This is a genomic window from Kribbella sp. NPDC051137 (assembly GCF_040682535.1).
Lineage (GTDB): Bacteria > Actinomycetota > Actinomycetes > Propionibacteriales > Kribbellaceae > Kribbella > Kribbella karoonensis.
In genome coordinates this window covers 529,226-545,648 of sequence record NZ_JBFBBI010000003.1, presented here as the reverse complement: position 1 = coordinate 545,648, position 16,423 = coordinate 529,226, and the positions used below count along the sequence as shown (strand labels likewise).

Below are 16,423 nucleotides of genomic sequence, written 5' to 3'. Positions count from 1 at the left end.
TTCTCCCCTCGCGTTGTCCCCGTGCTGTGTTTTTGGCAGTGCTCGACCCAGGTCCCGCCCCCAGTGGCGGGACCTTGTGCCGTGGTGGTGAAGGTCAGACCTTGACGACGGTGATGTCGCCGGAGACTGTGCGGGCGCGCAACATCAGGGCGCGGTCGCCCTCGGCCGGCTTGTCGCCGGGCTGGAGGTCGCAGCGGATCCGTCCGGTGACGGTCTTCAGGTCCAGGTACGTCGGGAGCCCGTCCGGGACCCCGATCTGTACGTCGCCCCGGGCCGTCTCGGCCTGGACGCTCGGTGCGTCGGCGATCTCGACCTTGACGTCGCCGGAACCGGAGGTGGCGACCGAGTGGTCGCGGATCCGCTCGATGGTGATGTCTCCCGAGCCGACCTTGACGGAGGTGGGGCCGGCGGCGTCGCCGATCGTGACGTCACCGGAGCCGGTGCTCAGGCCGAGCGCGTCGCCGGCTTCCTCGATGTCGATCGAGCCGGAGCCGGTACTGGCCCGGACCGCTCCGGCGGCGGACCCGATCCGGACGTCGCCGGAGCCGGTGTTGACGCCGACCTCGCTCTCGACCCGGGCCAGCCGGACGTCGCCGGAGCCGGTCGCGAGCCGTGCCGAGCCGAGCGGTACGTCGGCGACGATGTCGCCGGACCCGGTCTTCACCCGGGCGTCGAGCACCGCGGAGGTGGCGATCCGGACGGTGATGTCCGGTCCGCGCCGGACGTTCCGCGGGCTCTCGATGACCAGTTCGCCGTCGCGGACCTCGCAGACCACGCCGTCGTCGTCACCTTCGACCTTCATCGAGAGCGCGGTGCCCTCGCCGTCCGGGTTGGGTCCGACCTCGACCAGTCCGGAGCCGATCTCGATCCGGATCCGATCGATCCGGTCGTTCTCGTCGTCGTTCAGCTGGGTCGCGCTGTACTCGCTCATTCCGCCCATCCCGTCACTCGCTGACCCGGGCCGTGTCCGCCACGGCGCCGGTCCTTGTCCTCACGTCGCCGGTCCTTGTCCTCGCGGCGCCGCTCCCGGTCGTCCCGGCGGCGGTCCCGGCCGCGCTCCGGGCCGAACACGCCCTCGTCACCGAACGGCCCGTTCGGACCGAAGACGCCGTTCGGGCCGAAGACCCCATCGGGGCCGAGCGGTCCGTTCGGACCCAGCGGGCCCTCGGGGCCGAACACCGGGCCACGGGGCGGGCGCGGCGGCCGGGGCGGGCGTGGGCCACCGCGGCGGCCGGCGCTGAGCTCGGTCATCACGGTGCGCATCAGCCACGCGTTCGAGGAGATGCCCTCGGCGTCGGCGGCTTCGTCCACCTTGTTCTTGATCGACATCGGCAGCCGCAGCGTGATCCGCGCATTCGGCTCGTCGGCGTCCGGCACGATCTGCTCGGCAGTCGCGTCCTGGACGTCGTCCTCGAGGTCGTCGTCGATCTCGTCCGGACCGGTCAGCTGGCTGGGCGCCGGCGTGACCACGAACTCCGGGCGGCCGCCGGCCATCCGGAGCTCGACCGACCCAGGGGACAGCTCGCGGCTGATCTCCCCGGCGGCGTCGGACAGGGCTGAGATGAGGGCCAGGCGGCCCGCGTCATCCAGCGTGGCCCCGAGGCGCTGCGCCACGGAGCGAGTCTGCTCGTCGGCCAGGGCGGTCGCGTTCTCGACGCTCCGCCGGACCGACTCGAGGTAGTGGTCAAGTTCCATGACAGCAATCATGACGTCATGATGACGTCACTGTCAACCCTCGTGATGTCATGACGCCGTCGAACTGGCGTCAAGGCAGAATGACCCCATGGGCAGAGGCGTACTGATCACGGGTGCATCCAGAGGTGTCGGCGCGGCCGCCGCGCGGGCGTTCGCGACAGCCGGCGATCGCGTCGTGCTGCACTGCCGCGGCGCCGTCGACCGGGCGCACGAGATCCGCGAAGCACTGCCCGGCGACGGCCACGCGGTGGTCGCCGCGGACCTCGGCGATCCGGCCGCAATCCCTGCCCTGGTTGCGGATTCGGCCGCCGCGCTCGGGCGGATCGACGTACTCGTGAACAACGCCGCGATGTTCGTCGACGAGCCGGTCGCAGGTTCCCGGCGGGTCGGTCATCCGCTGGCCGAGACGTCGTACGACGAGTGGGTCGCGACCTGGCGCCGTACCCTCGCCGTCAACCTGGAGGGGGCCGCGCACGTCACCTGGTGCGTCGCGCGGCAGATGCTCGAGGTAGACCCGGCGGACGGTGTACGACGGGGCGCGATCGTGAACGTCGGCTCCCGCGGCGCGTACCGCGGGGAGCCCGACGTCCCGGCGTACGGCGCATCCAAGGCGGGACTGCACGCGCTCGGGCAGTCCCTGGCGGCGTCGTTGGCGCCGCATGACATCACCGTGACGTCAATCGCGCCCGGGTTCATCGCCACCGACATGACCGAGTCCTTCCTGGCCGGTCCGGGTGGCGACGCGATCCGCGCGCAGAGCCCGTTCAACCGGGTAGCCACCGCCGAGGAGGTCGGGAACGCGATCTACTGGCTCGCCTCCGCCGAAGCGAACTGGGCGAGCGGCGCGGTCCTCGACTTCAACGGGGCGTCGTACCTGCACTAGCACCATCGGTGGAGACGAGTCCGTAACAGATTCTTGTTGGATCAGTTAGTCAGTGACAACGGGTGAGGTTACGGATACTGCTTTCGGGCTGCCGAAGGCGGTCCGGACCGCGATCCCGCCGTCCGGCTGCACCCGTCCGTGGCCGGGCTCGTCGTACCAACGGGAGCCTCTTCATGCGTTTCGCCCGCATCACCCTGGGCCTGCTGCTGGCACTGTCAGGCCTGGTGGCCACCGTCGCCGGGGCCGTCGCGGCCTTCTGGCTGGTCGGCCCGGACAACACGATCACGACCCCGCACCGCGAGCTCGCGAGCAAGGGTCTCGCCGTCGTCAGCGCACCGCAGCTGCTCGACCGCCACGGTCCGACGCTGCACGTCAGCGCGTCCGGCGACAAGCCGCTGTTCGTTGGCGTCGCCCAGGATCTCGACGTCCGCGACTACCTCGCCGGCGTCTCGCACACGCAGGTGACCCGGTTCGGTCTGCCGGCCGCGTTCGGCACCGAGGAGGTGCGTGGCCGCACCAACAAGCTGACGCCGCCGGGCGACCTGGACTGGTGGGTCGCGCAGTCGGCGGCCGGCGGGCAGTCTCTGAGCTGGCCGGTCCAGGACGGGCGGTACGACGTCGTCGTGATGAACGCGGACGGTACGCCGGCGGTCGCCGCGCAGGTCACGTTCGGCCTCCAGGTGCACCGGCTGTTCGGCATCTGCCTGCTGGTGCTGGGAGCCGGCGTGTTGGTGCTGGCCTTCGGTGTGGCGCTGATGCGTCGGCGCCGCCCGGCCCGCGATGAGCTCACCGACACCCGGGAGATCCCGGTCATCAACACCCGCATCCCGGTTCTGGTCCCGACCGCCCCCGCCGAGCTGCCGATCGCCGCCGAGGAGCACGACGAGCCGGCGTACCGCGTGTCCCCCTTCCACCCCGACCGCGTCAGCCCCTTCGCCCCGCTCCCAGAATCCGCCGAGCCGACCGAACAGCCCGCCAAGGTCCGACCCGCGGCCACCGAGACAGCACCGACCGCACTGCCCACCACACCCACACCCACACCCACCCCCGCCACATCCACCCCGGCCGCCGCCCGCGCCATCTCCACCCCGACCGCCACTCCCACGACCGCCGGCTCCGCCGCTGCATCTGCCGCTCCCGCCGCCGCTGCCGCGACTGCTGCTTCCGCTGCGTCCGCCGCTCCCGTGGCTGCTGCCGCTGCCGCGACTGCTGACTCAGCCTCGACCGCCGCTCCCGCGACCGCCGCAACCACCTCCACTCCCGCCGCCGCTCCGGCCGGGCCCCGCGCCGGGGTCCCCGCAGCCGCTCCGGCGGCTGCTGCCGCGCGGATGCAGCCTGTTGCGGCGCGAAACGCGCCGGCGGTTCCGGCGGCGCCGATGTTCATGTCGGCCGCCGCGGTCCAGCGGGCGAAGGCGCCCGTGCTGATCGGCGCCGGGGCGCGGTACGAGGCGCCCGTCCACCGCGAACCGGCCGACGGACGACCGACCACGCGGTCGGGTTCGACGCCGACCGCGGGATCGGGTTCGGCGGCGGGATCGGTTTCGGCGGCGGGATCGGGTTCGGCGGCGGAGGGGTCGGGTTCGGCGGCGGGAAAGGGCGAGGAGACGGTGCCGTTGGCGGCGTCGCCTGAGTTCGTGAAGAGTGACGAGGCCGTCCGGCGGACCGCGGCCCTGCTCGCCAGTGGCGCGTTGTTGCTGACGACAACGAGTTGTGGGTTGTTGCCCCCGAAGAACAGCCTGACCGTGCCGGACACCCGCCCGGCGGTCACGCTCGCCGACGCCCAGGCCGTCGTCCAGCGCTACAACCAGCTCAACAACCAGGCGAACCGGACCCGCGACGCCAAGATCTCGGCGACGATCGAGGGAAACCCGACGCTCGCGCAGACCCAGGCGGGTTTCGAGATCGGCCGGAAGCTGGACGCGGCCGGCAAGGACGTGTCGAAGCCGTTCACCTACACGAACCCGGAGATCGGCGCCCCGCAGTTCGCGTCGTACCCGATGCGGTTCGTCGTCAGCTCGGGCGTCTCGAACGCCCCGGACAGCCGCCAGCTCGGCGTCTGGCAGCGGCAGAGCGCGGGCGCCCCGTGGCTGCTCACGCACTCGGTCTACCCGGCCAAGACGGCCCCGGTCCCGTCCCTCGACGGTCTGCGTACGCCGGACACCGCCGACCTCAACCTCCTCCGGGCGCAGCCGGACGCCGTCGCGAAGGACCTCGCGGCGTACCTGTCCGGCGGCGCGAAGGCCCAGCAGGCGAAGTCCTTCGCGGCCTCGCCGAGCCTGCAGGGCCTGCTCGACCTGCGCGCGAAGACGAAGGCCTCTGACACCGCCGAGCCGTACATCGCGAGCGTCACCGACGCGTTCTTGACGTCCGGTACGCCGCTGTCCTTCATCACCTCGAACGGCGACGCCCTGGTGTTCCTGTCGCTCACCGAGCAGTACCTGCAGCGCGTCGAGCCGGGCTCGAACGCGTACTGGACCAGCGGCGAGGCCACCGCGTTCAGCAGCATGGTCAAGTACACGCAGAGCCTGCACCAGGACTACCTCCACCAGGTCGCGCTGGTGATCCCGACCAAGGCGTCCGGCAAGCCTGTCCGGGTGCTGTCGATCGACCCGCAGCTGGTCGGCGCCGGCGGTCTCTGAAAAGTCTGACCGGTAAGCGATTGCCGAAAGATAGTTTCTACTGATTGACTCCCGGGGTCAGGTTTTCCCATCCGCCCGGGAGTACCAGTGGAGCTCACCCGTCGCCGCCTGCTGTCCTTCGTCCCCGCCACCGCCCTGCTGACCGCCGTACGACCCGCGTCCACAGCGCGGGCCGCCGAGCCGAACGTGCTGCTGGCGAACATGATCGCGATCTACGCCGGTACGGCGGAGTCGAACGCGCGCCCCGAGGTCGCCGCGAAGGTCGCCGCGATCGACAAAACGGCCCGCACCTGGCTGTCCGCTCTCGGCGGGGCCGGTGCCGGCGAGCTGTTCGCGGGCCTCCCGCTCGGTACGAGCGACCCGAACCTGAGCTCGTCGTACCAGCACCTCTACGAGATCGCGCTCGCCTACCGCCGCCCGGGCGCCGCCACCGACCTGCAGGCGCCGGCCGTCCGCGACCAGATCGTGAACGGCCTGGTCTGGCTGCACGACAACTACTACGGCGACCAGTCCAAGGGGTACTACGGCAACTGGTTCACCTGGGAGATCGGGATCTCCACGTTCGTGTCGAAGACGCTCGCGCTGATCGACGCCCCGGCCGACCTGATCACGACGTACGTCGCCTCGATGGACGCGTACCTGCGGAACGGGAAGAACGGCGACGTCGACCTCGACTCGCGCTTCCACACCGGCGCGAACCTCGTCGACATCACCGCGAACCGGGTGCTCCAGGGCGCGCTGCTGAACGACGACGCGCGGATCCGGAAGGCGCTGCAGGACCAGTTCACGGTGTTCGCGACCGTCGACCCGTACAACCTGCAGCACGGCGTCACGGACGGCTACTACGCGGACGGCTCGTTCATCCAGCACGCGTCGGTCGCGTACACGGGTTCGTACGGGAAGGGCCTGCTCAGCCGGGTCGTGCAGACGATCAAGGTGCTCGCGGGGACCGAGTACGCGCAGGGCGACGACCTGGTCGGCGTGGTGCAGGGCTGGGTCGAGCACGGGTTCGCGCCGCTGATCTTCGAGGGCTGGATGATGGAGATCGTCAAGGGCCGGGCGGTCTCCCGGACGGCCACCGGGTACGACGACGTCGCGGTCGTCGTGGAGGCGATCGTGGATCTCGCGGACTACGCCACCCCTGAGGATTCCCGGCGACTGAAGGCGTTCGCGAAGTTCACCGCGCGACCGACGATCAACGTGAACAGCTTCGTGTCGCCGGTCAGCGTCGGGCGCTTCGCGGACCTCAAGGCGGACGCGTCGATCGTGCCGGCCGACCTCAACCCGGCCGCTCTCAGTACCGCGTTCAACGCGATGGACCGGACGGTGCACCGGCGCCCAGGGTACGCGTTCGCGCTGGCGCGAAACTCGGAGCGGATCAGCAAGTACGAGTACATGAGCGGCGAGAACCTGCTGCCCTGGTTCCAAGGCGACGGCGCGCACTACCTGTACCTGTCCGGGCAGGACCAGACTCAGGCGTTCGGCATCGACTACTTCACCACGGTGTCGCCGTACGCGCTGGGCGGCGTGACTGCTCCGGTCGAGACGCGCAAGTCGATCCCGGAGCTGTACGGGACGGCGTACTACGACAACGCGGCGGCGGGTTTCACGGCGTCGTCGGAGTCGCAGAACACCTACGTGTACTTCCCGGTCGGGACGAACACGTACTCGGGCGGCGCGACGCTCGACGCGTACGGCGCGGCCGGGTGGGTGCAGTCCGACGACTTCGCGTACGCGTCCCGGGAGACGCTGCCCGCGGACTTCGTGGTCTACCAGAACGCGTCGGCGACCAAGTCGTGGTTCCTCCTCGACGACGAGATCGTCGTACTGGCCGCCGGCGTCGGCGACGACACCCGGGCGGTCACGACGACGCTCGACACCCGCATCGCGTCCGCCACCGCTCCGGTGAACGTGTCCCGATCGCCGCGATGGTTCCGGTACACCGACGGAACAGTTGCCGTCGGCTACTACTTACTGGAGGCCGCGGACGTCTCGGCGCAGGTGCAGACGGTGACACGGAGCCGGCGGGTGGTGCGCACGTCGAACCCGGACACCGCGATCACCAAGCAGGTCTTCGCGCTCACCCACGCCCAGCCGCCCGGCCGCAAACACACGCTCGCCTACGCATTGGTGCCCAACGCAACAGAATCCGCGCTGAACGCGTATCAGCACGGACGTCTCACCCTGATCGCCAACACGACCAGGCTCCAGGCGATCCAGCACAACGGCCTGCGCCTGACGGCCGCCAACACGTTCAGCCCCGGTCTGCACCACCTGCCGGGATGCACCGTCGACGGACCCGCTTCGCTGCTCCTCCGCCGTGAGGGCGCCACCGTGAACGTCGCCGTCTCCGATCCCACCACGCAGCGCGACACCGTCGCGGTCAACCTGCCGACGCAGTACCTGAAGCCCGCGGCGCCGGTCGCCGGAGTCCAGGTGACGCGAACTGCCACTGGGACCCGGTTGACGTTCACCACCCGGCACACCTACGGAAGGAGCCTCGCCGTCAGGCTCCTTCCAGCTTGGTGATCAGGGCCTGCATCGTCCGCAACGTCGTCCGGAGATCGTCGAGGTCGACGGTCTCCGCCACCTCCGACGTCCACGGATGCTGCGCGACCGCGATCTGCCGGATCGCGTAGTGCCCGGCCTCGGTACAGGCGAGCAGCTTCGCCCGGCGATGCGCCGGGTTCGGCCGGTACTCCGCGAGCCCGCGCTCCACCAGCAGGTCCGCGATCCGTTGCACGGCCTGCCGGCTCACTCCCATGATCCGTCCGACATCGGCGACCGAATGCGGTTCCCGCAGTACGCCGCCGAGCACCTGCCACCACGCCGCCGTCAGCCCGCCGTGACCCGCCAGGCCCTGGGCGGCCTCCATCAGCCGCGCGTTCAGCCGGAAGGTGGCGAGTACGACGTCCGTGAACGCCGCGCCACCTTCCGACTGCGGTCCCGGCGTCGGCCACTCGTCTCGCGGCGGCGTCTCGTCCTTGCGCGTCATCCCACCAGCGTCGCGTAGGCGGCCGGGTCCGCACGGTGGAACACGCCCTCGTACGCCTCCCGCTTCCGCTCGTCCGCCAGCCCGAGCCGCTCCAGCACCGCCCGCGCGAACTGCACCGGCGAGTCCGGCCCGGCCGTGATCAGGTCCCCGCCGATCACCGCGCGCGCATCGACGTACCCGTCCGCGCCCTGGTATCCGGTCGCCTGCAGGTACTCCTTGGCCGCACTCGTGTGCTTCCGCCCGTCCAGCAGCCCGGCCCGCGCCAGCCCCGCCGTGGCGCCACAGATCGCCGCCACCGGTACGCCGTCGTCCAGGAACCGCCCCGCCAGCTTCGCGAACTCCTCCCCGCCGCCGTGATCCCACTGCGCCGACCCCGCAAGCACCAGCAGATCCCCCGCGTCCGGTTCCACGTCCGCGATCGTCACATCCGGCACGATCCGCAGCCCACCCATGGTCACCACCGGCTCGAGCGACTCCCCGACCGTCACCACCCGCCACGCATCCCCGGTAAACCGCCCGGTCCGCAACTCAACCGCGAGATACCCGATCTCCCAGTCCGCCAACGTCTCGTACACCGCCACATATGCCGTCTTCATAGACAACATGCTGTCATCACGACAGCATGTTGTCAATAGCTTGCCACCTCGATGCGACTTCAAAGCCTGAGCAACATCAGGCCGGCCAGGGCGGTCGCGGCGGCGGCGAGGGGGAGGGCGTGGTGTACGTCGAGGGTGGCGAGGAGGTTGGTGGACGCGATCAGCGGCAGGGTCTGCACCAGGGACAGCAGGGATTGCAGGCGGGTCAGGTGGGATTTCGGCGTACTGCGGACGAAGACGGGCGCGAGGTGGGACGTGAAGAGGCCCACGCCGAGGCCTTGCAGGAGAGTTGCGCTCACGGCGAGTGGGACCGACGGTGCGAGCGCCAGGCCCGAGATGCCTGCGGCGGCGAGTAGGCAGCCGGAGCCGCCGACCAGGCCCGCGCGTGTGAACGAGCCGAAGCGCGCCACCAGGACGGTGACCAGCAGGCTGCCGCAAACGTTGCCTGCAACAACGAAACCGGCTTGACCCGCGGTCCAGCCGTGGGCGCGGGCGAGCAGCGGGACGCAGAGCGACGTGACCGGCAGTACGAACGCCGCGACCAGCCCGACCACGCCGAGGATCATCCGCAGCACCGGATCCGCCATCGCCACGCGCAACCCGTCCAGCGCGGCCCGTACGACGGACGGCCGATCGGGCTGCGGAGGTACGTCGTACGGCGGTCGCAGTGCCAGCAATACCAGGAACTGCACCGCGAACGTCGCGCCGTCGACTACCAGCGCACCGACCAGTCCGACCGTCGCGACGAGCATCCCGCTGAGTGGTCCGCCGGCGAGAGTGATCACCTGAGAGGCCGACGTACGCAATGCCATTGCCCGAGGCAACTGATCGTCCGGGACGAACAGCCGCGGCAGCACACCCGACGCCGGGAGGGCGAAGGCATCGACGGTCCCGACCGTGATCGACGTCCCCAGCAGCACCCCGGTTGATACGCCGCGCACTCCAACGACAAGAGCAAGGAGGAAGCAGCACGTGCCGACGATCGCGGTGCAGATCAGCAGCAGGCGGCGTGGTCCGATGCGGTCGCCGAGGACGCCGCCGAGCAGGAGCAGTACGGCGCGCGGCAGCGTGAACCCGGTCAGGACGAGCGCGGCGACGCGCGGGCCGATGCCGGTCGCCGCCCAGCCGAGCGCGAAGAACAGCGCGGCGTCGCCGAGTACCGAGAGAGTGGAGCCTGCCAGCCAGCCGTAATAGGCCCGGTTCACCCGTCCAGCCGGACGGGCATCACCAGCGTGGTGAACGTGCCCTGGTCCGCCGACCGTACGACGACCGGGCGGGAGGGATCGCAGATCTCCAGCAGTACGTCGGGCCCGACGCTCGCCTCCAGGGCCGCGGCCAGCAGCGTCGCGGTGAACGCGATCCGCGCGGCACCGGTGCCGATCACGTCGAGCTTTACCTCGTCACCGATCCGCAGCGCCTCGTCGTCGATGTCGAAGGCAACAATCTCGCGCCCGAGCAGCGCCTCGAGCAGTCGGACACGGTCCACCACCACGCGACAGACCGGTGGGGCCAACCCTTCGAGGATCTGCTGGTACGCCGGGTAGTCCGCGTCAACTGTTGTCAGCTCGCGCGACTCGTCCCCCCGGACGAACGTCAGCCCGCCGTCCACCTCCACCCGCACGACGTCTCCCGCCGCGGCCCACCGGCTCACCGCGGCCAGCTCCGCCGCTGGCACCAGCACCCGCCCCGTCGTCCCCCCGAACTCCACCGGCCGGACGGTCCGCACCGCCAGCCGATACCGGTCGGTCGCCACGAACACGACTTCGTCCGGCGACAGTTCGATCAGCACACAGCTCAACACCAGCGCCAGGTCCTCATCCCCCACCGCGTCACCCGAGCCTGCGGTGGGAGCTACCTGGCGGATGGCGCTGGCCAGTTCGGGGCCGCCCAGGACCGCTGTTGTCCGCTGGGAGAGGAGTTGGGTGAGCAGACGGGTGGCAGCCTCCCGGGTTGCCGTCGACTTGGCCTCCAGCGTGCGGAGGTGCGCCCGTACGAGTTCGGCGACCTCGGCCGGCGGCGCGTCCAGGGCGAGGCGGACGTCCGGCAGCGGGAGGTCGATCTCGCGGAGGTCGCGGAGCAGCCGGGCGCGGTCGGCCTGGGACGGGTCGTAGTACCGGTAGCCGTTCGTCGCGTCGACCTCGGCGGGCGGGAGCAGGCCGCAGTCGTCGTAGAACCGCAACGCGCTCGGCGCCAACCCCACCAGCCGCGCGAACTCACTGATCGTCATGCGGACGACCTTCATCCCTGCACCAACTCGAAGGTCAACTCCGGAGCCGACCCCACAGGCTGAGGGTCTTGCCGAAGCGCTCGCCGCGGATCCAGTCGAGGATCCCCTTCGCACACCGCTCCGGATTCACGTCCGAAAGCACCGACCGCGGCACGTACTTCCGCAGCTCGGCCGCATCCGCGACCGCCTCCTCGATCTGCCCCGCCGGCCACCCGCGCGCAGCCAGCCGTTTCCGGCGTACGGCGTCCGGACAGTCCAGGTGCAGCCAACGCCCCTCCGGCAGCTCGGACGGCAGGCCCGGCGTGAGCAGCAGCACCGGGATCCCGGACCGCCGGATCAACTCCGTGATCCGCAGCCACAGCGCGTTGTACGCCGGCCAGATCGGGGCCGCCGTCGGACTCGCGATCGAGATGCCGAGCAGCCGGCCGTTGTCGTCCAGCAGCTCGTCCATGTCCATCACGACCAGATTGCCCGGGTTGAGCCGGACCAGCTCCGGCACAACCGTCGACTTCCCCGAACCGGGCGCCCCGGTCACCACGAACAACCTTGTCACAGCTCTAGTGTGCGGTCATTGCACCAGAAGGCGCAGGGGTGGTCGTGCCTCGCCGGGCATCGTCGGCAGTCCGCTCGGTCCCGGAGTCACCGATCCGAGCACGCTCGAGTGCCGCGCGCCGGTACAACTCGGCACCGTCGCGCCCAGGCCGTGCACGGTCAGGAAGCCGAGGACGGCGAACGCGTACGCCTCCTTCGCCGCCGACGGCATGCCCAGCTCGTCGGTGGTCCGGACCGGAATCTCCAGCTCGTCCGCGAGCAGATGCATCAGCACCGGGTTCCGGATCCCGCCGCCGGACGCCACCACCTCGGTCCCGCCGTACCGGCGTACCGCGTCGGCCACCGTCCGCGCGGTCAACGTGGTCACCGTCGCGACCAGGTCCTCGGCCGGGATCACCGGAAGACCCTCCATCGCCCGGGCGACGTACGCGAGGTTGAACAGCTCCTTGCCGGTCGACTTCGGCGCCGGGCGTCGGTAGTACGGCTCGGCCAGCAACCGGTCGAGCAGCTCGAGATGGACCTGCCCGCGCGCGGCCATCACCCCGTCCGCGTCGAACGCCTGCCCGGTCAGCTCGGTCACCACCGCGTCGATCAGCGCGTTCGCCGGACCGGTGTCGAACGCCACCGGGTCGCCGTGCACGACCGTGATGTTCGCGATCCCGCCCAGGTTCAACGCCACCGGTACGCCGGGACGCCCGCGCAGCCACAGTACGTCGATGATGCTCACCAGCGGCGCCCCCTGACCGCCCGCGGCGACGTCCCGCGCCCGCAGGTCCGACACGACCGGTACGCCGGTGGCCTCCGCGATCCAGGCGGGCTGCCCGAGCTGCAACGTCCCGTGCACCACGCCGCCGTCGACCCAGTGGTACATCGTCTGCCCGTGCGACACGATCAGGTCCGCGTACCCGCCGCAGAGCTGCTCGACCGCCTGCCGCGCCACCGTCGCGAACGCCTGGCCGATCCCGGTGTCGAGCTTGCAGACCTGCTCCATGGTGGTCGGCGCCGGCGGCAACGCGGCCGCGACCGCCGCGCGCAGCTCGTCCGGGTACGGCTGGCTCAGCATCCCCAGCGGTGTCAGCACCAGCTGGTCCCCGTCCAGCCGCAGATCCGCGGCAGCGGCGTCGATCGCGTCGTACGACGTCCCGGACATCAGTCCGATCACTCGCATATCACTCCCGTCGGTGGCCGGTCGCAGTCTCCAGTCTGGGTCATCAGCCTCGGGTCTTGACAGCCGGTGATCACGGATTGATGATCAGTGACGCTATACCGGTTTATCTCCACTGGCCGCACAGCCGTTCCGGCAGGTGGTGGGAGCTACTTAACCGATATAGCGAGCCCGCCCATCTTTGACGAGGAGTCGATCAGCTCATGAAGCGAAGGACCCTGTTGTCAGCCCTGGCCGCCGGTACCGCGGCGGCCGCCACCGGTGCCGCGCTCCCGGCCGATGCCGCCGGCAAGCGCCGCCCGCGCGCGACGACCGGAGCGGTGACCGTCGCGTACATCGAGGTCAACGACCACAGCATGCTGAACGCCGGCAAGTACACGCTGGCGAAGGACGGCTCGCAGGTGATCGACATCGCGGTGATCTTCGCCGCGAACATCAACTACGACGGCACCAAGGCGTACCTGTCGTTCAACCAGCAGGTCCAGAGCGTGCTCGACAACGTCGCAACCCAGGTCAGGCCGCTGCAGCAGAAGGGCATCAAGGTCCTGCTGTCGATCCTCGGCAACCACCAGGGCGCCGGCTTCGCGAACTTCCCGGACCAGGCGTCGGCCGACGCGTTCGCGCAGCAGCTCGCCGACGCGGTCAACCAGTACGGACTGGACGGCATCGACTTCGACGACGAGTACGCGGAGTACGGCAACAACGGCACCGGTCAGCCGAACGACTTCTCGTTCGTGTACCTGGTCCAGGCGCTGCGGGCGAAGCTTCCGAACAAGCTCATCACGCTGTACGACATCGGCCCGGCCGCGGACCGCCTCACCTACAACGGCCAGAGCATCGTCGAGACCTTCGACTACGGCTGGAACCCGTACTACGGCACGTGGTCGGTGCCGAGCGCGCCGAGCGAGAAGTCCCGGGTCTCACCGGCCGCCGTCTCGTACACCGCCACCAGTTCGTCCACCGCCGCCAGCCTCGCCCAGCGGACGGTGAACGAGGGGTACGGCGTCTTCCTCACGTACAACCTCACCGAGGCCGACACGTCGTCGTACATGTCCGCCTTCACCCAGAAGCTCTACGGCAGCAACACCGTCTACAACGCGTAGGTCCAGCCGGGCTGCCAGTCGAACGGCGCCTCGATCAGCTCCTCCATCGGTCGCCCGCTCCCCAGCAGGTGCTCCAGCGCCCACCTGTTCGCGGAGTGGGCAACCACGAGCACGGTTGCCGCGTCGTACCACTGCTTCACATCAGCAAGGAACGAACGGGTCAGTTCGACGACGTCGGCGTACGACTGGCCACCCGGAAACGGGTCCCGGACGCGCTCGGCCCTGGGGGCGAGCGCGTCCACCGGCGCTCCGTTGAGCTCGCCGTAGTTGCACTCGCGCAGCCGCCAGTCCTGGAGATGCGGAACCACGAAGCCGGCCACCTCCACTGTCTGCACAGCGCGCAACAGATCCGAGCTGAACACCACGTCGACGTCCGTGCGGCGCTCGCCCAACTCCTTCGCCAGGTGCACACCCTCCGGCGACAGCTCCCCCGGCAACCATCCGGTCGCGATTCCGCTCTCATTGTCGAGAGTGATCGAGTGGGTTTCGTATATCAGCCTGGTCATGGGGCCTCCCGGTCTGGACTGAGGAGCGGCGGGAGCGAAGCGACCAGAGCGACGAGGGAAGACCGGGAGACCGAGCCCCATGACCCGCCGCGACGGAGTCGCGGCATCAATACTGTCACAGGTCACAGCTAATCCCCTTTGCCCTCATTACCGACGGGTATATACTTAAGTTACTCGTGAGTAAGGGAGCATCTGTGAGCCACTACAAGTCGAATCTTCGCGACATCGAGTTCAACCTGCTCGAGGTTCTGGGCCGGGGTGACGTGCTCGGACAGGGCCCGTACGCCGAGATGGACGTCGACACCGCCCGCGAGGTGCTCGCGGAGGTGGACCGGCTGGCCAAGCACGAGCTGGCCGAGTCGTTCGCGGAGGCCGACCGGAACCCGCCGGTCTTCGACCCGGAGGCCCACGAGGTCCGGATGCCGGAGGCGTTCAAGAAGAGCTACCACGCCTACATGGACGCCGAGTGGTTCAAGCTCGAGCTGCCGGCCGAGCTCGGCGGTCAGCCGACCCCGCCGTCGCTGCGCTGGGCCGCCGCCGAACTGGTGCTGGGCGCGAACCCGCCGGTGCACATGTACGCCGCCGGCCCGAACTTCGCGCACGTGCTCTGGCGCAACGGCACCGAGCGGGACAAGAAGATCGCGCACCACATCATCGAGCGCGGCTGGGGCGCCACCATGGTGCTGACCGAGCCGGACGCCGGCTCCGACGTCGGCGCCGGCCGGACGAAGGCCACGCTGCAGGACGACGGCTCCTGGCACATCGAGGGCGTCAAGCGGTTCATCACCTCGGGCGAGCACGACATGACCGAGAACATCATCCACCTGGTGCTGGCCCGCCCGCAGGGCGTCGAGGGGGTCGGCGGCCCGGGCACGAAGGGCCTGAGCCTGTTCGTGGTTCCGAAGTACGACTTCGACCTCGAGACCGGTGAGCTGACCGGCGAGCGCAACGGCGCCTTCGTCACGAACGTCGAGAAGAAGATGGGCATCAAGGTCTCCACGACCTGCGAGGTGACCTTCGGCGACGGCATCCCCGCGAAGGGCTGGCTGCTCGGCGAGGTGCACGACGGCATCGCGCAGATGTTCCAGGTGATCGAGTACGCCCGGATGATGGTCGGCACCAAGGCGATCGCCACCCTCTCCACCGGCTACCTGAACGCGCTCGAGTACGCGAAGGAGCGGGTGCAGGGCGCGGACCTCACCCAGCCGGCCAAGGACGCCCCGCGCGTCACGATCACCCATCACCCCGACGTACGGCGTTCGCTGATGACGCAGAAGTCGTACGCCGAGGCGCTCCGGGCGCTCGTGCTGTTCACGGCGACGTACCAGGACCGCGCCGAGCAGGCCCGGTACGCCGGGGAGCACGACGACCTCGCGGAGCGGGTCAACGACCTGCTGCTGCCGCTGGTGAAGGGGTACGGCTCGGAGAAGTCGTGGACGCTGCTCGGCACCGAGTCGCTGCAGACGTTCGGCGGCTCCGGCTTCCTGCAGGACTACCCGATCGAGCAGTACGTCCGGGACGCGAAGATCGACACCCTGTACGAGGGCACGACCGCGATCCAGGGCCAGGACCTGTTCTTCCGGAAGATCATCAAGGACCAGGGCAAGGCACTCGGCCATCTCGCCGAGCAGGTGCAGGCGTTCGTCGCCTCCGAGGCGGGCAACGGCCGCCTCAAGGAGGAGCGTGGACTGCTCGCCAAGGGCCTCGAGGACACGCAGAAGATCCTGGGCATCATGGGGCAGGCCCTCATGGCCAGCAATCCCCAGGCGGAGAACGGTGATCCCCGCAACGTCTACAAGGTCGGGCTGAACACCTCGCGACTGCTGTTCGTCCTCGGCGACGTGGTCTGCTCGTGGCTGATGCTGCGTCAGGCGGAGGTCGCGCTGGAGCGGCTCGGTGGCGAGCTTTCGGCCGCTGACCAGGACTTTTACACCGGCAAGGTGGCCGCCGCGCAGTGGTTCGTGCGGTCGACGATGCCGTCGGTGCGGGCCGAGCGGATCAAGGCCGAGCTCACCGATCTGGACGTGATGGACCTCCCCGAGTCCGCGTTCTGAAGCTCCTC

14 protein-coding genes are annotated in these 16,423 nt (G+C 69.9%); 5 read left to right on the top strand and 9 right to left on the bottom strand.

Translation table 11 applies throughout. The annotated features are described in order from the left end of the window. Positions 1–94: 94 nt before the first annotated feature. Both AB0M51_RS17675 and AB0M51_RS17670 read right to left on the bottom strand, forming a co-directional pair. A complete protein-coding gene (locus AB0M51_RS17675; protein ID WP_344194168.1) occupies positions 95–931 on the bottom strand; it encodes a DUF4097 family beta strand repeat-containing protein in 837 nt (278 codons plus the stop codon). Further along, on the bottom strand, positions 928–1,695 hold the full coding sequence (locus AB0M51_RS17670; protein ID WP_344194166.1) for a hypothetical protein: 768 nt from the start codon (positions 1,693–1,695) through the stop codon (positions 928–930). The genes AB0M51_RS17675 and AB0M51_RS17670 overlap by 4 nt, the downstream gene beginning before the upstream one ends. A gap of 88 nt (positions 1,696–1,783) precedes the next feature. On the opposite strand from AB0M51_RS17670, the gene AB0M51_RS17665 reads away from it, so the two are divergent. From AB0M51_RS17665 to AB0M51_RS17655, 3 genes are all read left to right on the top strand, one after another. After that, positions 1,784–2,578, top strand: coding sequence for an SDR family oxidoreductase (locus AB0M51_RS17665; RefSeq protein ID WP_344194164.1), 795 nt, complete (start codon positions 1,784–1,786; stop codon positions 2,576–2,578). Positions 2,579–2,751: 173 nt separating this feature from the next. Further along, on the top strand, positions 2,752–5,217 hold the full coding sequence (locus tag AB0M51_RS17660; protein ID WP_344194162.1) for a hypothetical protein: 2,466 nt from the start codon (positions 2,752–2,754) through the stop codon (positions 5,215–5,217). Positions 5,218–5,304: 87 nt separating this feature from the next. Continuing rightward, a complete protein-coding gene (locus AB0M51_RS17655; protein WP_344194160.1) occupies positions 5,305–7,746 on the top strand; it encodes a polysaccharide lyase family 8 super-sandwich domain-containing protein in 2,442 nt (813 codons plus the stop codon). Here the strand turns inward: AB0M51_RS17655 and AB0M51_RS17650 are convergent. The 6 genes from AB0M51_RS17650 to AB0M51_RS17625 are packed head-to-tail and all read right to left on the bottom strand — an operon-like array spanning position 7,724 to position 12,755. Further along, the gene (locus AB0M51_RS17650; protein ID WP_344194158.1) at positions 7,724–8,212 is read right to left on the bottom strand and encodes a MarR family transcriptional regulator; all 489 of its coding nucleotides are present in this window, start codon (positions 8,210–8,212) and stop codon (positions 7,724–7,726) included. The two genes, AB0M51_RS17655 and AB0M51_RS17650, sit on opposite strands and share 23 nt — an antisense overlap. Then, positions 8,209–8,808: a DJ-1/PfpI family protein gene (locus AB0M51_RS17645; protein ID WP_344194156.1), complete on the bottom strand. Its 600-nt coding sequence runs from the start codon at positions 8,806–8,808 to the stop codon at positions 8,209–8,211. Before AB0M51_RS17645 ends, AB0M51_RS17650 begins: the two co-directional genes overlap by 4 nt. 59 nt (positions 8,809–8,867) lie before the next feature. Next, complete coding sequence (locus tag AB0M51_RS17640; protein WP_363749597.1) at positions 8,868–10,013, bottom strand: MFS transporter; 1,146 nt, start codon at positions 10,011–10,013, stop codon at positions 8,868–8,870. Further along, a complete protein-coding gene (locus AB0M51_RS17635; RefSeq protein WP_344194147.1) occupies positions 10,010–11,035 on the bottom strand; it encodes a MerR family transcriptional regulator in 1,026 nt (341 codons plus the stop codon). The genes AB0M51_RS17640 and AB0M51_RS17635 overlap by 4 nt, the downstream gene beginning before the upstream one ends. A 34-nt stretch (positions 11,036–11,069) precedes the next feature. Continuing rightward, positions 11,070–11,588 (bottom strand): AAA family ATPase, encoded by a 519-nt coding sequence (locus AB0M51_RS17630; protein ID WP_344194144.1) that lies wholly within the window; start codon positions 11,586–11,588, stop codon positions 11,070–11,072. Positions 11,589–11,603: 15 nt separating this feature from the next. Continuing rightward, a complete protein-coding gene (locus AB0M51_RS17625) occupies positions 11,604–12,755 on the bottom strand; it encodes an anhydro-N-acetylmuramic acid kinase (protein ID WP_344194141.1) in 1,152 nt (383 codons plus the stop codon). A 200-nt stretch (positions 12,756–12,955) separates the two neighbouring features. Here AB0M51_RS17625 and AB0M51_RS17620 point away from each other — a divergent pair, with 200 nt between their 5' ends. Further along, positions 12,956–13,855: an endo-beta-N-acetylglucosaminidase H gene (locus AB0M51_RS17620; protein WP_344194139.1), complete on the top strand. Its 900-nt coding sequence runs from the start codon at positions 12,956–12,958 to the stop codon at positions 13,853–13,855. On the opposite strand, the gene AB0M51_RS17615 is transcribed toward AB0M51_RS17620, so the two are convergent. Next, the gene (locus AB0M51_RS17615) at positions 13,843–14,361 is read right to left on the bottom strand and encodes a histidine phosphatase family protein (RefSeq protein ID WP_363749596.1); all 519 of its coding nucleotides are present in this window, start codon (positions 14,359–14,361) and stop codon (positions 13,843–13,845) included. The two genes, AB0M51_RS17620 and AB0M51_RS17615, sit on opposite strands and share 13 nt — an antisense overlap. A gap of 194 nt (positions 14,362–14,555) precedes the next feature. Here AB0M51_RS17615 and AB0M51_RS17610 point away from each other — a divergent pair, with 194 nt between their 5' ends. Next, on the top strand, positions 14,556–16,415 hold the full coding sequence (locus AB0M51_RS17610) for an acyl-CoA dehydrogenase (RefSeq protein ID WP_344194132.1): 1,860 nt from the start codon (positions 14,556–14,558) through the stop codon (positions 16,413–16,415). Positions 16,416–16,423: the final 8 nt, after the last annotated feature.

Excerpts from the sequence above, each read along its gene's own strand:
- AB0M51_RS17675 (WP_344194168.1), bottom strand. The coding sequence starts at position 931 with ATGAGCGAGTACAGCGCGACCCAGCTGAACGACGACGAGAACGACCGG.
- AB0M51_RS17620 (WP_344194139.1), top strand. The coding sequence starts at position 12,956 with ATGAAGCGAAGGACCCTGTTGTCAGCCCTGGCCGCCGGTACCGCGGCG.
- AB0M51_RS17645 (WP_344194156.1), bottom strand. The coding sequence starts at position 8,808 with ATGAAGACGGCATATGTGGCGGTGTACGAGACGTTGGCGGACTGGGAG.
- AB0M51_RS17615 (WP_363749596.1), bottom strand. The coding sequence starts at position 14,361 with ATGACCAGGCTGATATACGAAACCCACTCGATCACTCTCGACAATGAG.
- AB0M51_RS17670 (WP_344194166.1), bottom strand. The coding sequence starts at position 1,695 with ATGGAACTTGACCACTACCTCGAGTCGGTCCGGCGGAGCGTCGAGAAC.
- AB0M51_RS17660 (WP_344194162.1), top strand. The coding sequence starts at position 2,752 with ATGCGTTTCGCCCGCATCACCCTGGGCCTGCTGCTGGCACTGTCAGGC.
- AB0M51_RS17625 (WP_344194141.1), bottom strand. The coding sequence starts at position 12,755 with ATGCGAGTGATCGGACTGATGTCCGGGACGTCGTACGACGCGATCGAC.
- AB0M51_RS17650 (WP_344194158.1), bottom strand. The coding sequence starts at position 8,212 with ATGACGCGCAAGGACGAGACGCCGCCGCGAGACGAGTGGCCGACGCCG.
- AB0M51_RS17665 (WP_344194164.1), top strand. The coding sequence starts at position 1,784 with ATGGGCAGAGGCGTACTGATCACGGGTGCATCCAGAGGTGTCGGCGCG.
- AB0M51_RS17635 (WP_344194147.1), bottom strand. The coding sequence starts at position 11,035 with ATGACGATCAGTGAGTTCGCGCGGCTGGTGGGGTTGGCGCCGAGCGCG.